The sequence below is a fragment of the Gordonia sp. LMA167 genome, assembly GCF_058130025.1.
The window spans coordinates 142425-158264 of record NZ_CM176708.1 but is presented as its reverse complement, the minus strand read 5'-3'; the positions used below and the strand labels follow the sequence as shown (position 1 = coordinate 158264).

At 65.5% G+C, this 15840-nt stretch carries 13 protein-coding genes; 6 read left to right on the top strand and 7 right to left on the bottom strand.

The features are described 5' to 3' along the window. Positions 1–21: 21 nt before the first annotated feature. Positions 22–687 (bottom strand): phosphoribosyltransferase, encoded by a 666-nt coding sequence (locus tag ACVT6V_RS00680; RefSeq protein ID WP_489897906.1) that lies wholly within the window; start codon positions 685–687, stop codon positions 22–24. Between the two features lie 4 nt (positions 688–691). Then, the gene (locus ACVT6V_RS00675) at positions 692–1141 is read right to left on the bottom strand and encodes a nuclear transport factor 2 family protein (protein WP_489897905.1); all 450 of its coding nucleotides are present in this window, start codon (positions 1139–1141) and stop codon (positions 692–694) included. Between the two features lie 98 nt (positions 1142–1239). On the opposite strand from ACVT6V_RS00675, the gene ACVT6V_RS00670 reads away from it, so the two are divergent. Continuing rightward, positions 1240–2124: an SCO6745 family protein gene (locus tag ACVT6V_RS00670; protein WP_489897904.1), complete on the top strand. Its 885-nt coding sequence runs from the start codon at positions 1240–1242 to the stop codon at positions 2122–2124. Positions 2125–2166: 42 nt separating this feature from the next. Here ACVT6V_RS00670 and ACVT6V_RS00665 read toward each other — a convergent pair whose 3' ends face one another. Next, positions 2167–3267: an EamA/RhaT family transporter gene (locus tag ACVT6V_RS00665; protein WP_489897903.1), complete on the bottom strand. Its 1101-nt coding sequence runs from the start codon at positions 3265–3267 to the stop codon at positions 2167–2169. Between the two features lie 236 nt (positions 3268–3503). Between ACVT6V_RS00665 and ACVT6V_RS00660 the strand changes: the two genes are divergently transcribed. Beyond that, entirely contained in the window at positions 3504–4676 is a 1173-nt protein-coding gene (locus tag ACVT6V_RS00660; RefSeq protein WP_489897902.1) for an ATP-grasp domain-containing protein, read from the top strand. A 381-nt stretch (positions 4677–5057) separates the two neighbouring features. Here ACVT6V_RS00660 and ACVT6V_RS00655 read toward each other — a convergent pair whose 3' ends face one another. Then, positions 5058–6458: an amidohydrolase family protein gene (locus ACVT6V_RS00655; RefSeq protein ID WP_489897901.1), complete on the bottom strand. Its 1401-nt coding sequence runs from the start codon at positions 6456–6458 to the stop codon at positions 5058–5060. Between the two features lie 121 nt (positions 6459–6579). Here ACVT6V_RS00655 and ACVT6V_RS00650 point away from each other — a divergent pair, with 121 nt between their 5' ends. Then, a complete protein-coding gene (locus ACVT6V_RS00650) occupies positions 6580–6762 on the top strand; it encodes a hypothetical protein (RefSeq protein WP_489897900.1) in 183 nt (60 codons plus the stop codon). A gap of 6 nt (positions 6763–6768) precedes the next feature. Here ACVT6V_RS00650 and ACVT6V_RS00645 read toward each other — a convergent pair whose 3' ends face one another. Then, complete coding sequence (locus tag ACVT6V_RS00645; protein ID WP_489897899.1) at positions 6769–8463, bottom strand: SulP family inorganic anion transporter; 1695 nt, start codon at positions 8461–8463, stop codon at positions 6769–6771. 147 nt (positions 8464–8610) lie between these two features. On the opposite strand from ACVT6V_RS00645, the gene ACVT6V_RS00640 reads away from it, so the two are divergent. Beyond that, positions 8611–9264 carry a GAP family protein gene (locus tag ACVT6V_RS00640; protein WP_489897898.1) on the top strand — a complete coding sequence of 218 codons (654 nt, stop codon included), beginning with the start codon at positions 8611–8613 and terminating at the stop codon, positions 9262–9264. Between the two features lie 42 nt (positions 9265–9306). On the opposite strand, the gene ACVT6V_RS00635 is transcribed toward ACVT6V_RS00640, so the two are convergent. After that, positions 9307–11208: an alkyl/aryl-sulfatase gene (locus tag ACVT6V_RS00635; RefSeq protein WP_489897897.1), complete on the bottom strand. Its 1902-nt coding sequence runs from the start codon at positions 11206–11208 to the stop codon at positions 9307–9309. 120 nt (positions 11209–11328) lie between these two features. Beyond that, entirely contained in the window at positions 11329–12324 is a 996-nt protein-coding gene (locus ACVT6V_RS00630) for a TIGR00341 family protein (protein WP_489897896.1), read from the bottom strand. A gap of 303 nt (positions 12325–12627) precedes the next feature. Between ACVT6V_RS00630 and ACVT6V_RS00625 the strand changes: the two genes are divergently transcribed. Both ACVT6V_RS00625 and ACVT6V_RS00620 read left to right on the top strand, forming a co-directional pair. After that, positions 12628–14211, top strand: a complete 1584-nt coding sequence (locus ACVT6V_RS00625) for an MFS transporter (RefSeq protein WP_489897895.1) — start codon at positions 12628–12630, stop codon at positions 14209–14211. Positions 14212–14556: 345 nt separating this feature from the next. Continuing rightward, positions 14557–15822: an ABC transporter substrate-binding protein gene (locus ACVT6V_RS00620; RefSeq protein WP_489897894.1), complete on the top strand. Its 1266-nt coding sequence runs from the start codon at positions 14557–14559 to the stop codon at positions 15820–15822. Positions 15823–15840: the final 18 nt, after the last annotated feature.

Below are 15840 nucleotides of genomic sequence, written 5' to 3'. Positions count from 1 at the left end.
GGTGACGCTGTCACCACCGCGTCACGAGGAACCCAGGCACCGGCGTACCTCGCCGTCGTCGACCTGACGGAAGTCGTCGTACGATCCACCGACCGCGTTGAACGGTTCGGGTGTCATGACACACACGGCAGCGTCGACGTTCGGATCCGCGGCGAATCGGTCGAGCGTGTCGCTCGGACCCGTCGGGACCGCGATCACCACCGCGTCGGGCCGGGCGGCGAGCACCGCACGCAGCGCCACCGCCATCGTCGAACCGGTCGCCAGACCGTCGTCGACGATGATCACCGTCCGGCCGCCAAGAGCCACCGGCTCACGGCCCGCGCGATAGCGTTCCTCCCGTTCGAGGCGAATGCGATCCTCGCGATCCGCAGCGGCCCGGAACTGTTCGTCGGACACACCCAGGCGGCGTGGGATGTCGTCGTTGACCACCGTCTGGCCGGCGGCGATGGCGCCCATCGCGAACTCCGGCTGGCCCGGCGCCCCGATCTTGCGGACCACGAGGACGTCGAGAGCTGCGCCCAACCCTGTGGCGACCTCGCGTGCGACCGGCACACCGCCGCGGGCGAGACCGAGCACGGTGATCGCCTCCGGTCTCGTGGCCCGCACGACGGGTTCGTCGCGTAGGCGGTCGGCGAGTGCGATTCCGGCCTCCCGCCGATTCGCGAATCGCTGCGCGCGCCAGGACATGACGTCAGATCCGGATGGCGGGGCCGACGTCGAGGGAGAAGCTCGGCAGGTCGGCGAGGCTGAGCTTGGCCTCGTAGGTGCGGTCGTAGCCGGTTCCGCAGATCCGCCAGCCCTCATCGGTTTTGCGGTACCGGTCGCTGTAGAACGCGGCCCCGAAGAGCATGAACGAGAAATCGGGCACGATGACGCGGTCCTGCAGATACCACCGACCGGTGGCGGTGTCGCCCTCGACGTCGATCTCGGGATGGGTCACCCGGTGTTCGGTGATCACCGCCGGCCCGACGGAACTCCGCATGTAGTCGACCAATTCGCCGCGGTTGGTGAAGTTCAGGCTCGCCCCGTACTCGCCGGTGACGTCGGCGGTCAGCGTGTCGCCGAAGACGTCCCAGTCCTTGGTGTCCAGGGCACGCAGGTAGCGGTATTTGAGCTGCTTGATCGCCTCGACGTCGTCCATGCCTCCACATCTACCGGCTCGGCCGTCGGTGCGGGCGGGATTGCGGCGGCTCGTGGCAGCCGGTTGACAGGCGTCGGTGTCGCCGCGACTGTGGAGCCATGACCTCGACCGCCGACGACGGCGCCATCCGCACTGCACGCCGAGCCTACGAAACCATCGAACCCTTCCACGTTCTCGCGTATTTCAACCGCGGACTGCGTGCGGCGCAGCAGGACACCGGGCTCGACGGGCACGGCTTCTATGTGGGTGCGCGTGGTGCGCCGATGGGCGACTGCCACTCCTCGGTGGTCGCCTCCGCGTTCTACAACTTCTCACCGGCGCTCATCGCGACCGCATGGGATGCGGCGCGCGCCGTCGGGCTCGAGCAGGTGGCCGCCCGGCGCTATCAGATGCTCGACGAGCAGCTCCGCGCCGTCCTCGACGCTCGGGTGGACGACGCCGAGATCCGGGACCTGGAGAAGCGTTACCGGGAGATCGTGTCGGGTCTGCCGCTCGGTGGACGCCCACTCGCGGCGGCCTGGGCGGCGTCGACGCCGCCGGACGAGCCGCATGTGGCCCTGTGGCACGCGATCGCGATCATTCGCGAGTGGCGCGGAGACAACCATCTTGCGGTGCTGGTCAATCACGGATTCGGACGGCTCGACGCGGTGACGTTCCACGAGGCCGAGATCGAGGACCCGACCATCCGCCGTCGGCTGCTGGGTCGCAAGCTGGTCCAGCTGACGCGTGGCTGGTCCGACGAGGACTGGGACGCATCGGTGGACCGGCTCGTCGACCGTGGCCTCGCCGTGCGTACGGACGCGGGTCACCAGCTGAACGCGTCGGGTGTCGAGCTGTACAAGACGATGGAGGACGAGACCGACGCGATCACCGCACCGGCGTGGGCCGGACCGGGCATCGACGAGCTGCTCGAAGGCACACGGCCCTATGTCAAAGCGGTGATCGACGCCGGGGTGCTGCCGGGTACGCGAAAGAAGGACTGACGGCACAGCGGATACGGCCCGGGTATCGGGACGTCGGCGGCATCAGGGGAGTGAGGACTCTCCGTCACCCGACGACCGATCCCGTGGCGCGGAACGACCCGACGACGCCCGCCGGAACAGTTCGCTCTCTTCGGGGGTGGGTTCGCGTCGTGACGGGGAATGGTCGGACGCGGCATCGAGCTCGCCGCTGTCGGCGGCCGAGTCCTCGTCGTCCTCGCGTCCGCGACGCCACCCGCCTTTCAACGGTGGTGCCTCCCCGAAGTGGTCGGGGTCGCCGGAGCCATACCAGGCGACCAGCACCGCACCGACGACGGCACCGATGAAACCGACGATGGCCAGCCATCCGAGACCGGGCTTGGCGGTGTCGTTCAAGAAGAGGACACCGACCAGGCTGGGTCCGGCGGTCTCGCCGACCACCAGCACCGCGGTCACCCCGTTCACGGCGCCGACTTGGAGCGCGACTGTCTGGACGAAGAAGCCGACGGCGCCGGCGAAGGCGATCGTCCAGGCGGCCGGGTCGGTGATCAACACCAGCGCGTCGAACGGCTGGATGCCGTCGAGGACGCGCACCCCGATCGCGATCATGCCGAACAGCAGGCCGGCCGCGGCGCCGCCGACGATCGCCGCATGTCGGCCGAGCCGGTAGACGCCGAAGAGGGCGAGCGCGCACAGGCCGAGGGTGGCCACGAAGAGTTCCCAGTGGAACACGGCACTCTCGCCGCCACCGGTGTGATGTTCGGCGGACAGACCCAGCAGGCACAGCGACAGCACAACCAGCCAGATGGCGATCCAGTCGCGGGTGTGCAATGCGATGTTCAGCATGATCGTGCCGAGCAGTGCGGTGACCACGAGGTTTGCCGAGACGATCGTCTGCGAGAGGAACAGCGGCAGGAAACGGGCGGCGAGCGCGCCGCCGGCGAAGCCGATCACCACCATCATCGTGCCGAGGATGAAGGCGGGATCCATGAAGGTGGCCGCGGTGGACTGCAACGAGGGGCCGCCGGCCGAATTGGTGTGGCTGGCCTCGGTGCCCTCTTCACGGGCCGTCGTCGCCACCCGCCGCGCTCCCAGCGCACGCAGAACGGTCGACATTCCGTAGGCGATGGCAGCAAGGCACGCGGCGATGACACCGATCAGGAACATGCCACTACCTCCCACACTCACTTCGAACACAAAGGGACGTCGCCGTCCCACACCGTTGTGGGGGTCGTCGAGTGTCCCCGAGAATGACCGAAACCGCTGCTCACCCGGCTAGTGGTAAACGGACATCACACACATCAGCATTGTGCAACGCATCCGGTGATCCGACTATTCCTTTTTTCTCAGGTTTGGTCGACACCGATGAGAGAGCCTAACGACCCTCTCCTACACTCGGCACGGTGGGCACTTCCGGCAGCAGACATGTACTGATCACCTTCGGGAGATCGTTCCTCACTCTCGAACTCGCACGGTTGATGTCCGCGAGCGGGCACAAGGTCACGATCGTCGACAGCATCCCGATCGGCGTGACGAGGTTTTCGCACGCCACGACCAGATTCCACAAGGTGCCCGCGCCGAAGTTCGAGCCGCGTGCGTACTGCCACGCGCTGGCCAAGATCGTCGCCGACGAGCACATCGACATGGTGATACCGATCCATGAGGAAACCGACATCCTCTCGATGATGATCGACATCTTCCCGCCGAAGTGTGAGCTGTTTCTCTCCGATTTCGAAACCGAGAACCGGCTGCACAACAAGTTCGAGTTCCAGGAATTGCTCGTCGACATGCAGATCCCGACCCTCAAGTACGCGCAGGTGCGCGGCCCCGAGGATATGGCGACGCTGGATTTCGATGCACCGTTCGCGCTCAAGGAGTGCTATTCGAGGGGCTCACAGAAGGTGCACAAAGTGCATCCGGGTGACGCGATGGACTGGGTCGACTTCGATCCGATGAATCCGTGGATCGCGCAGGAATGGGTGTCGGGAAACAACTACTGCACCTACTCGGTCGTGCGCGAGGGGCGGATCAATGCGCACGCCACCTATCCCGTCGACTATGCGATCGGCGGGAGCTCGTGCCTGAACTTCAAGTCGGTGCACCACGACGGGATCTTCGAATGGATCTCGAAGTTCGTGGCGGAGATGAACTTCACCGGGCAGGTCGGCTTCGACTTCATCGAGGACCCCGAGCGCGGCCTGTTCTGCATCGAATGCAACCCGCGGGCCACCAGCGGGATCATGATGTTCGAGCCGGACGACGGGGTGGACCGGGCGTTCTTCGGGGAGAACGACGAGCTCATCACGCCGCCCGCCGACGCCGACAAGATGATCGGCCTGGGGATGTTGCTCTACGGATGGCGCAAGGCGTCGCGGCGGGATCGGAGCATGCGTCAGTTCTTCCGCGATTTCCGTCGGTCAAGCGACGTGATCACCTGTGCCGGGGATCAGCGCCCGGCGGTGATGCTGCCGATCGCCTACCTGGGCATCCTGCGCAGCTGCATGAAGTACAACGTCGGGTTGGCCGAGGGGTTCATGCACGACCACGAGTGGGACGGCCTGCGCATCTCGGAGTAGTCCGCACCTCGCCGACAGAACCCCAGATCTCGCCGACAGAACCCGAAATCCCGCCGACGGAACCCCAGATCTCGCCGACAGAACCCCAGATCTCGCCGACAGAACCTGAAACCTCGCCGACGGAACCCCTGATCCCGCCGACGGAACCCCAGATCTCGCCGACAGAACCTGAAACCTCGCCGACGGAACCCCAGATCCCGCCGACAGAACCCCAAACCTCGCCGACAGAACCCCAGATCCCGCCGACGGAACCCCAAACCTCGCCGACAGAACCCGCGAACTGACGGACCGCGAATGCCAGCGATTCTCTCGACACGATTCTGGGTTCTCTCGACGCGATTCCGGGTTCCGTCGGCGGTTTTTCGGGTTCTCTCGGCGACGTCAGATGGTCACCCGGCTTCCGCGGACATAGACCTCGGCGATGGCGGGTTCGCGTAGGCCCATCAACAGTGCGAAAAGGGTCTGATCGCGGGCGGTGATCTCATCATCGGCACGGATGCCATGGGTCAGCATCGATTCCAGCGGCGCCCACCGGTCGGGCCGGATCACCAGTAAATCGGCTTCCTTGCCGACATCGAAGTTGCCGAAACGGTCTTCCATGTCGAGGGCGCGCGCACCGGCCAGCGTCCCGGTGAACAGGAGCTCGGCCGGATGCATCGCGACGCTCGAGTCGCCGGACTCGCTCAGATGAACCTTGAACGCGTCGGACAACACTCGCGAGATCAGCCACTCGTCACCTGCCCCCACATCGGTGCCGGCCGCCACCGTGACACCGGCGGCGACGGTCCGTCGCCACGGCATGGTGCCGGACCCGAGAAACAGTTGCGAGACCGGGCAGTGGGCGATCGACGTTCCCGTCTCGGCCATCCGGGCGAGTTCGGCGTCGGTGCAGTGCACCGCGTGAGCCATGATCGTGCGGCGACCCAACAGACTGCTGCCGCCGGTGCGGCTTCCGGGCAGAAAGCGTCCGTCGTAGGTGTCGAGATATGTCTCGGTGCCGAAAGTGGCTTTCACCATGTCGATCTCGCCGGTGCCCGGACGGTTGTTCTCGTTGAGATGGGTGTGCACGTAGACACCGCGGTCCCGCACATCCTCGTAGAGTTCGCCCAGTGCGGCCAGGGTGTGGGTGGTGATCGACAGCGAGAATCTCGGCACGATCGCCGCGTGCAGCAAGGCGGTTTCCGCCGACGCGGAATCGGCCCCATGCCAACGGTCTATCTCGGCTGCGGTGAGGTCGATCGCATCTCGCTCGGATGTGAGCAACGGCGTCGCCGACGGACCGCCGGCGGTCTGGATGCCGCGGCCGCTGACCAGACGCAGCCCCACCCGACGGGTTTCGCTGAACAGTGCGTCCTGCGCGTGGGGGAAGGCCGACCCGAACACCATCGCCGCGGTGGTCCCGACAGCCACTCGTCGCGCGGTGAAATCCCGAGCGATCTGCGCGGCGAACGCCGGATCGGCCAGGCGGGCCTCGGCGGGGAAGATGCAGGTGTCCAGCCACTCCAGCAGCTGCCCGCCGCCGTAGGCGTCCACCGAGTAGGTCTGCGGGAAGTGGATGTGGGTGTCGACGAAACCCGGGATGAGATAGCTGTCGCCGTGGTCACGGACGATGTCGTCGGGTCCGCTCGACGGACGAGCATCGCGCGGACCGCAATAGACGATCGTCCCGGCGTCGTCGACGACGAGGGCGCCATCGGGAATCCAGACCAGTGCCTCGTCGGCTTCGCTCACAGTGGGCCGACCGGACACATGGAAGATCTGGCCGAGATGGGTGGTGCTCACCCGAAAACGAAAACACACGTCGGCGTGATCGGCCGGATGAGCGCGTCGGCTGTCGAGGGTAATATCCGGCACACGACTGCTCGGTGGCGGTGCACCGCAGTCATCGACGGAGGGGGAAACGATGAAGCGCAGACTGTCTCTTGCCTTGGCGGGTGTGGCTGTCGCCGCGTCTGTCGGTGTGCTGACCGCACCGGCGGCCGGTGCCGATCCCCTTCAGCCACACGAGGTGGCGAGTCCGTTCGGCTCGTTACGCATCTGTGCGAACATTCCGATCGGCCCGGTGAACGTGTCCATCTGCATCTGACTCTCGTCACTCCTTGGCGCGATCCGACAGCCATCTCGTCGCCTCGGCATGGGCGTGATCGAGGGATTCGAAGATGATGTCGGTGGCGCGGAAGATGTTCTCGTCACCCATGATGTCGACGAGGCCGCTTCGGCGCAGACCGTGATAGAGGTCGTCGGTCACGCCCGCGATCATGAATCGTCCGCCTTTGTCGACGATGTCCGTGGCCGCACCGCGCAGGAGTTTCTGCACGGTCGCCGAAGGGACGCCCGGCAGTGTTCGCATACTGAGGATCAGCACGCAGTGCGTACTGGTGTCGGCCGACGTTGGCCACTGGCCCGAGATGCGGGGTACCTCGGCGAACAGCGACACTCCCGAATAGTGCAGCACCGTAACCTGATCGGCGGGCAGGATCTCCGGCGGATCATGCGTCTCCCACCCCGTGTCGGTGCGTGTCAGTTGGATGAGCCGAGCAGACCGCGCCGCCTGCACACAGTAGAGCACCAGCGAGATGGCGGCGCCGGCGAGAATGGCGTCCTGCAACGGGATCTGGGTGGTGGCGATGAAGGTGATCACCATCGCTGCGGCGCTCAGCGGGGCGGTGCGCCACACCAGCATGACGTCGTCCCAGCGTCCGGCGATCAGCTCGAACCCGATCACGAACAGCAGTCCGCCGATGACGGCCATCGGGATGATCTGCGCGGCCGAACCGGCCAGCAGCACCAGCACGAGAAGCCAGGCGCCGGCGAAGATCCCGGCCCACCTGGTCTTGGCGCCCGCCGACACCGCCACCCCGGTCCGCGAGAGCGATCCGCCCGTGGCCAGCGAACCGAAGAAACCGCCGACGACGTTTGCGGCGCCCTGTGCCGCGAAGTCGCCCGAGGCGCTCGCCCGCGATTTGTCGGGATTGGGTACCGCAGCCGAGATCCCGGCGGCCTGAGCCAGCGCGACGAGAGCGATCGCGAACGCACCGAGCATCAGTTCGGGCAGCTTCGAGAGATCGGGCATCGTCACCGGCGGCAAGCTGTTCGGGATCTCAGCGATGTCGCCGACGGACTCCACGTCGACGTCGACGATCGCACAGACCGCTGTGACGACGACGAGAGAAATGAGTGTCGCGTAGGACTCGAGTGCCTTGATCAGGCGAAAAACTGCCCACACGGCGACCGTCGCCACCGACACGAGCACCGCGGGCAACGACCACTGGGAGATGTGTGCGCCCGCGTCCACGAACTTGACCAGCGTGTTGTGCGACGGCGGGTTGTAGCCGGTGACGTCCTTCAACACGCCGCTGACGATCTGCACAGCGATTCCCAACGTGAAGCCGGTCATCACCGCGCTCGAGACGAAATCCATGATGGCCCCGACCCGCAGCGCCCCGAGGATCAACATCACCGCACCGACCGCGATGGTGAGCATGGCGATGTTGCCGACGTCGGTCGGATCCAGTCCGGCCGAGCTCAACACGCTTTTCGACGACAACGCGATCGCGCTCGTCAGCGTGGTCACCATCAGCACAGTGCGAGCGAACATCGAGCCCACGAACGTCGACACCATGCCCGAGTACAGACCGCTGACCGGGTTGAAGCCGCCGATGCTGGCATATGCCATGCCCTCGGGAATCGAGAACAAGGCGGTGACGAGGCCGGAGATGGCGTCAGCCGGGCGGGGTCGACCTAGCCGGAGGTGTGGTCGCTTGAGCCTGCCGGTCACGAAAGCCACACCGCAACCCTAGAACCGTCGGCCGCTCGATGTGGCTCGAGGCACGGATCCGGCACGGACCGCTCAGCAAGCGTTTCGCGGAACACGCCGCCGTGGGGCGGAGTAGGTTGCTTGACGGCGGTTGTCGTCGCGTAAAGGGGGAATGTCATGCTGGTCGTTCTCGGAGATCTGTTGCCGCTGGCCCTCGGTGTCGCGATCTCACCGATCCCGATCATCGGCGCGATCCTCATGCTGCTGGGCAGACACGCGCGGACCACCAGCATTGGATTCGCCATCGGCTGGCTCGCCGGTATCGCGATCGCGACCACGATCTTCGTAGTGCTCGGTGGGTCGATGGGTGACTCGTCATCGACTGCGAGTGCGTGGATCAAGCTCGTCCTGGGAATCCTGCTGCTCGGGGTGGGCGTTCGTCAGTGGCGGTCGAGGAACGCAGATCATTCGACCCCGAAGTGGATGGCCGCCATCGACGACATGAAGGTGCCGACGGCCCTGGGGCTGGGTTTCGCACTGGCCGCGATCAATCCGAAGAACCTGATGATGTGTATCGCGGCCGGTGTGGCGATCGGGGCGGCCGGTTTGTCGGCGGGTTCGACCACGGCGCTGGTGATCGTGTTCACCCTGCTCGCGGCGACCACTGTCGTGATCCCTGTCGTCGCATATCAGGTTGCGGCGGACCGACTACGCGACCCGCTGGATCGGCTCAAGGTGTGGCTCGAGGCCAACAACTCGACGGTCATGGCGGTGTTGATCCTCGTCATCGGTGTCGTGTTGATCGGCAAGGGGATCTCGGGTCTCGGCTGACAGTGGCGCGGAACCGGACGGTTCCGGGCCACTGTCAGCCGATCACGGTGTCACGATCGTGAAATCCGGGTCCGGCGCATCGAGGTAACTCACCAGCTCGGTGAACCGATCGACGTCACCGTCGACGGACAGCGATCCGATCTTCGTCGCCTCGTCGAGGGTGAGTTGGCCCAATAGAATTTGCATCATCGTCGGCTTGCTCAACGTGAATGTCGCGTCCGCTGCATCGATGGTGGCATCGTCGGACACGTCGTAGTGGACGAGCAGCCCGTTGCGTAACTCGGTGCGGTGTCGTCGATCCAGTCCGATGAGCACCCAGTCGATGATGATGTGCGCGTCCCAGCACGTCGGGGCGTTGACCCGCAGACTGACCGCGTCGAACAGCTGGTCCACCGAGAGGGCACCGACGATGTCGGCGGCAGCAGTGGTGGTGGGGGTACCGATGGGGCCGTTGCGCAGTTCGTAGGCGCCCATCAGGAAGAAGTTGCGCCAGGTCCCGTTCTCGGCACCGTAGCCGAGCTGTTCGAGCGTGTCCGCCTGTAGCTCCTTGGCCTCCTCGTTGTCCGGATCGGCGAAGATGACGTAGTTCAGCACGGTCGCCACCCAGCGAAAGTCTCCGTCGTCGAAGGACTTGCGTGCCTTCGCGATCGCTTCGGTGGGGCCACCCATGAAGTCGACATGCCGTTTGGCCGACTCGACCGGCGGGTGCTCCCACAGGTGCGCGGGATTGCCGTCGAACCAGCCCATGTAGCGCTGGTAGATCGCTTTGACGTTGTGGCTCACCGACCCGTAGTAACCGTGGGTGTGCCAGGCGTTTTCCAGTGCGGGTGGCAGTTGGATGTCCTCCGCGATCTCCAGACCTGTTCTCCCCTTGTTCAACTGCCGCAGGGTCTGGTCGTGCAGGTAGCCATAGAGGTCGCGCTGCAGCGCGAGGAACTCGGTGAGTTCGTCGGTGCCCCAGGTGGGCCAGTGATGCGACGCGAACAGCACATCCGAGCGCGCGGCGAACATGTTGATCGCTTCGGTGAGATACCTCGACCACACGTGCGGATCGCGAACCAGAGCGCCGCGCAGGGTCAGCAGATTGTGCAATGTGTGAGTCGCGTTCTCCGCCATGCACAGTGCCCGCATCTGGGGGAAGTAGAAGTTCATCTCGGCCGGGGCCTCGGTACCCGGTGTCATCTGGAACTCGATGGTGACGCCGTCGATGGTCTCGGTCTGCCCGGTCGTCGTGATGTTGAGCGTCGGCAGGATCAACGTGGCGGTGCCCGTCGACGTCGACTGCCCCAGCCCGGCACCGACAGCGCCCTGCGGACCGCGGGGCAGCGCGGCGCCGTACATGTAGGCGGCCCGACGGCCCATCGCCGTGCCCGCGTACACGTTCTCGGCCACCGCGTGCTCGACCATGCCGATCGGTGCGACGATCACGCACTCGCCGGCGTCGACCTCCTCTTGGCTGGTCACGCCCTTGACGCCACCGAAATGATCGATGTGCGAATGCGTGTAGATGACGGCCTTGACGGGTCGGTCGCCACGGTGCTCGCGATACAGCCGCAGTCCGGCCGCTGCCGTCTCCGCCGAGATGAGCGGGTCGATGACGATGACCCCGGTGTCGCCCTCGATCACTGTCATGTTCGAGAGATCCAGGCCGCGCAGTTGATAGACGCGTTCGGTGACCTCGAAGAGTCCCTGCTGCGCGACCAGTTTCGACTGCCGCCACAGGCTGGGGTTCGCGGTGGGTGGGCAGTCCTCGGCCAGGAATCCGAATTCGTCGCAGTCCCAGACCGCGTCGCCGTTCGAACCCGTGATCATCGATGGTTCGAGCTTTGCGATCAGCCCCTGCGCGGCGCCGTCGACGTCGCGCGTGTCATCGAAGGGCAAGGTGGCCTGTGCACGCGCGTTGGCGTCGGCCACCGATTGACTTGCCTCATGGGGACTCCCCACGGAGATCACCTCTTCTGTTGTCCGAGTGACGTAGGTGGCACGACGGCTCGGTCACCCACAGGTCAATCTCTACCATCCCAGAAGCGCGCCGGGAGTCACCCGAAGTGCCCGAACCGATGATCAGTCGGCGATCTTTCGGCCACCGACGGTGTGCACGACCACCACTTCGGGGTTCCACGGCACCAGATCGTCGATGGTGTGCTGTAGGTCGTCGACGGGCGGCAGCTGTTGCGGCGCGAGTACGCTCACCGTCACGGTGTTGCCGCTGAACGACACATCGGTCACCTCGGCCGACGAATCACCGGCCTTCTGCAACCAGTTGTCGGTCGCAGTGGCGATCTGCCGGGACCACAGCGAGGTCAGCGAGTTGCCCACCATCGGGACGATGACGACGACCAGTGCGATAGCCAGGACGAGGTAGGCGCGTACCCGGGGTCGCTGATTGGCCAGACCACCGAGGGTGGCGTCGGCGGCCTCACGTCCGTAGTGGCCGATGGTCAACACGATGACGCTCGTGATGATCATCGCCACCACGTTGGACGCGAACAACACCAACGCCCCGAAGGCGAGCGAGGGTGCACCCGATCCGAGACACACGCCGACGACACCCAGAGGTGGAACCAGCGAGATCGCGATCGCCACACCCGGCAACACATCGCCGACATCCCGGCGCGTGATGGCGATGGCGCCGACGAGTCCGGTCGCGATCGCGGCCAGCAGATCCACGAGGGTCGGCGACGTCCGGCCGAGCACCTGCGAATTCGACAGCACGTTGGTGGGATTGGGCAACAGTTGGGACATGATCACGCCCAGCGCCGTCACCAAGACGACACCGATGAGCACGTACGCGACACTGGTCAGCACGAGCTTGGCCCGACTCGTGGCGATACCCAGACCGATGCCGAGGATCGGTGTGGACAACGGTGCGACGATCATCGCGCCGATCACCGTCGCCGTACTGTCCGCGACGATGCCGGAGACGGCGATGATCCCGGAGAGCGTCAGCATGATCCAGAATGCGGATTGTTTGGACACGCGATCGCCGGCGGCGAAGTCGAGTCGGTCGACGAGTTCGTCGAGGGTGCGTCGTTGCGAATCGGGAATGAGGACCGGCACCGTCGCAGCCTTTCTCTTCGGGGTCTTCCGCAACTCGGCAGACCGTCATTCGGTCGGGCCCGCGGCCATTGCCGGACGTCGGCCGATACCCGGGCGATCGTTAGCTTTGGTAAGCGACTGCCTCGCAGCCGATCCGATACCGTGACGGTTCGCCGGGAGGTCCGACATGCCTTCCCGATCAGAATCCTATGGGCAGTCATGGGGCAGTGGACCCCACGGCGCGAAAGACACTCCGGAGGGTGTGTGGAACGTCGAATTTTCAGGTCCCCTGCCTTGACCGCGGCTGCGTAATACGCTCAACGCGTGACAGCGACAGCTGCAGATGTAGACGACGGAACCGCACCGGCTCGCGCCCCGTGGGTACTCACGGCACTCGTCCTCGTCGCCGGGGTCGCCAACATCAACCTCGCCGTGGCGAATGTCGCGCTGCCCGACATCGGCGAGGACCTGGACGCCAGCTCGACCCAGCTCAATCTGATCGCGGTCGCCTACTCGTTGGGTCTGGCGGCGTCGGTGCTCTACTTCGGAGCGCTCGGCGACCGATACGGCCGCAAGAAGCTGTTGGTCATCGGTATGTCCCTGTCGATCCCGGCGTCGTTGGTCGCCGGGACCGCACCCAACTTCGAGGTGTTGTTCGGGGCGCGGGTTGTCGGCGGCATCTCGGCGGGCCTCGCGTTCCCCACCACGCTCGCGGTGATCACCGCGCTGTGGTCGGGGGCCAAGCGCACCAAGGCGATTGCCGCGTGGTCGGCCTTGGGCGCAGCCATCTCGGCCTCCGGGCCGGTGTTGTCGGGCGGATTGCTGGAGGTGTTCGACTGGCATTCGGTGTTCCTGGTGACCCTGCCGCTGGCGGTCATCGCGCTCGTCGCCGCGACGTGGTTGGTCCCCAACGACGACGGAGACACCCGGGCGGTCGTCGACAACCTCGGCGGCGTCCTGTCGATCCTGCTGGTCGGTGCGACCGTCCTCGCGCTCAACTTCGCCCCGCTCGGCGACATGCTCACCGCGGTTCTGGTGCTGACCGCGGTCGCGTTCCTGGCCGCGGTGGCGTTCGTGGTCCGTCAGCTCCGGGTCCGGATTCCGCTGTTCGACCTACGGATCGCTCGCCGTCGCACGTTCTGGGTGGCGGCGGTCGGCGGCCTCATCGTCTTCGGCACGCTCATGGGCGCGATGTTCGTCGGTCAGCAGTTCCTCCAGAATGTCCTGGGCTACTCGACCCTCGAGGCCGGCTCGATGATCGTCCCGGCCGCGCTGGCCATGGTCGTGGTGGCGCCGCGATCGGCGAAACTCGTCGAGGCCAAGGGAGCGCGTTTCACCCTGCTGGTCGGCTACGTGTTCATCGTCGCCGGTCTCGCGGTGGCGTTTTTCACCTGGGATGAGGGCACATCCATGTGGGCCGTCATCGCCGCGTACTTCTTCATCGGTGTCGGGGTGGGCTTTGCCGGCACACCCGCATCGCACTCGTTGACCGGTTCGGTGCCCGTGGAACGGGCCGGCATGGCCTCGAGCATGTCGGATCTGCAACGCGATCTCGGTGGCGCCGTGATGCAGTCGTTGCTCGGTGCCATCCTCACGGCGGGGTACGCGAAGACCCTGTCGGCGTCCATCGCGTCGTCGCCGAACGCCGACCAGGTCAGCAGTCAGACCGAGGCCGCGCTGACCAAGTCGTTCTCCAGCGCCGAGGTACTGGGGCAGCGATACCCGCAGTACGCCGAACAGATCATGGCCGCGGCCCGAGATGCGTTCGTGGACGGGGATACCCGTGCGTACGGCGCGGCGATCATCGTCGTCTGTATCGGTGCGATCGTGGTGTTCTTCGGCTATCCGAATCACGCCGACGAACGCGCCGCGATGGATCGTTACGCGGCCGAGCGCTACGGCGACTAGCGTTCGGTTCTGCTTCCCCTGTCACCCGGATCTCGCGCGGAAACCGGGGGCGCCACGTGGTCCGAAAATGTGACGACGGTCGTTGTCGCATTGTGACAATCTGCGCTCGATTCTGGACGGTTGACCCACCTCGATCATGGGTGACTTTCGCGCACAAAGCATTTGGCTTCACCAAACAGCTTGACACGGGTGTAAGGCAGGGGCTACTTTTCGAGTGGCCCAGATCACAACAATCCTGATCGGGTCCGCGGATCACCACCGGTGGTCCGACGCACAACCCTGGAACTCGTAGGCCCTCCCGGGCTGGTTTGTCGTGCCCGGGATCGGCGGGAAAGGCATGTGAGTATGCGTAGGAGAACTGGTCGCGTCCTCGCGGCTGCCGTGGCAGCGGCATGTGTTTTCTCTGTCGTGTCGTGTAGCAGCGGCGACGACAGCGGATCGAGCGGCAGCAGCGGAGCCGTGGACGCGAGTGGCGTCAAGGCCAGCGGCGATCCGATCAAGATCGGGCTCTTCGACCCATCCAAGGGGCCGGCTCCGCAGCCGGGTGTGAGCACCGGCAAGGACGCCGCCATCAACTACATCAACAATCAGATGGGTGGCATCAACGGCCGTCCGATCGAGATCACCGACTGCGGTATCGATCAGACCGCGCCGGAGTCCACGATCGCCTGCGCCAACCAGTTCGTCCAGGCCGGCGTGGCCGCCGCCGTCGACGGGTACAACTCGGAATCGCTCTCCGCGATGCCGATTCTGACGTCTGCCGGCATCCCGATGATCGGCCAGATCCCGTTCAACACGGCGACCGGGGCCAAGGCGGACAACCGGGTGTACTTCGGCCCTCCGCCCGCGGCGTTCCTCGTCGGGTTCATGCAGTCGCTCAAGGCGGCGGGCAAGACGTCCCTCACGCTCGCCAATGCCGATCTGCCGCAGGCACATCAGGTCTTCGACGGATTGCTCGCACCGCTCGGCAAGCAGCTGGGTATCGAGGTCAAGAGCGTCTACTACCCGCCGACCGGTCCGAACTTCACCGCGCTGGCCACCACGCTCGCCGAGGGCAACCCGGATGCTGCGGGACTGATGACATCGCCCAATGACAACACCTGCACCAAGCTGTCGCAGTCGCTGCGCTCGGTCGGCTACAAGGGCATCATGTTCATGGCGGCCTGCACCGAGTTCATCGACACCATGGGATCGCAAGCCGTTGGTGCGCAGACGTATTCCCCCGGCTGGCAGCCGCCGGCCATCGATTCGGCACCGGAGCCGGCCAAGTCGAACCTGAAGGTGGCCGAGAAGTTCATCGATGATCAGAACGGCACCGGCGACTTCTTCGCCTACGGCACGTTCTCGATCCTGGTGGACATGGCAAACGGTCTCAATCAGGCCAAGGTCACGGACTTCACCGGAGCGAACATCCTCACCGCACTCAAGGGCCTGAGCGACTTCCAGAGCTTCCTCGGACCGAAGCTGACGTGCGGCAAGCCGACGACGCCGAACTGCACCACCGAGATGCTGCTGTTCGAGGTGACCGGAGACAAGAAGACCGAGCCGGTGGGTGGAGGGTTCATCACGCCGAATCCTGCAGTCCTCCAGCTCATCCCGGGCGCCGCGTAGGACCGCCGCCAGGGTTTC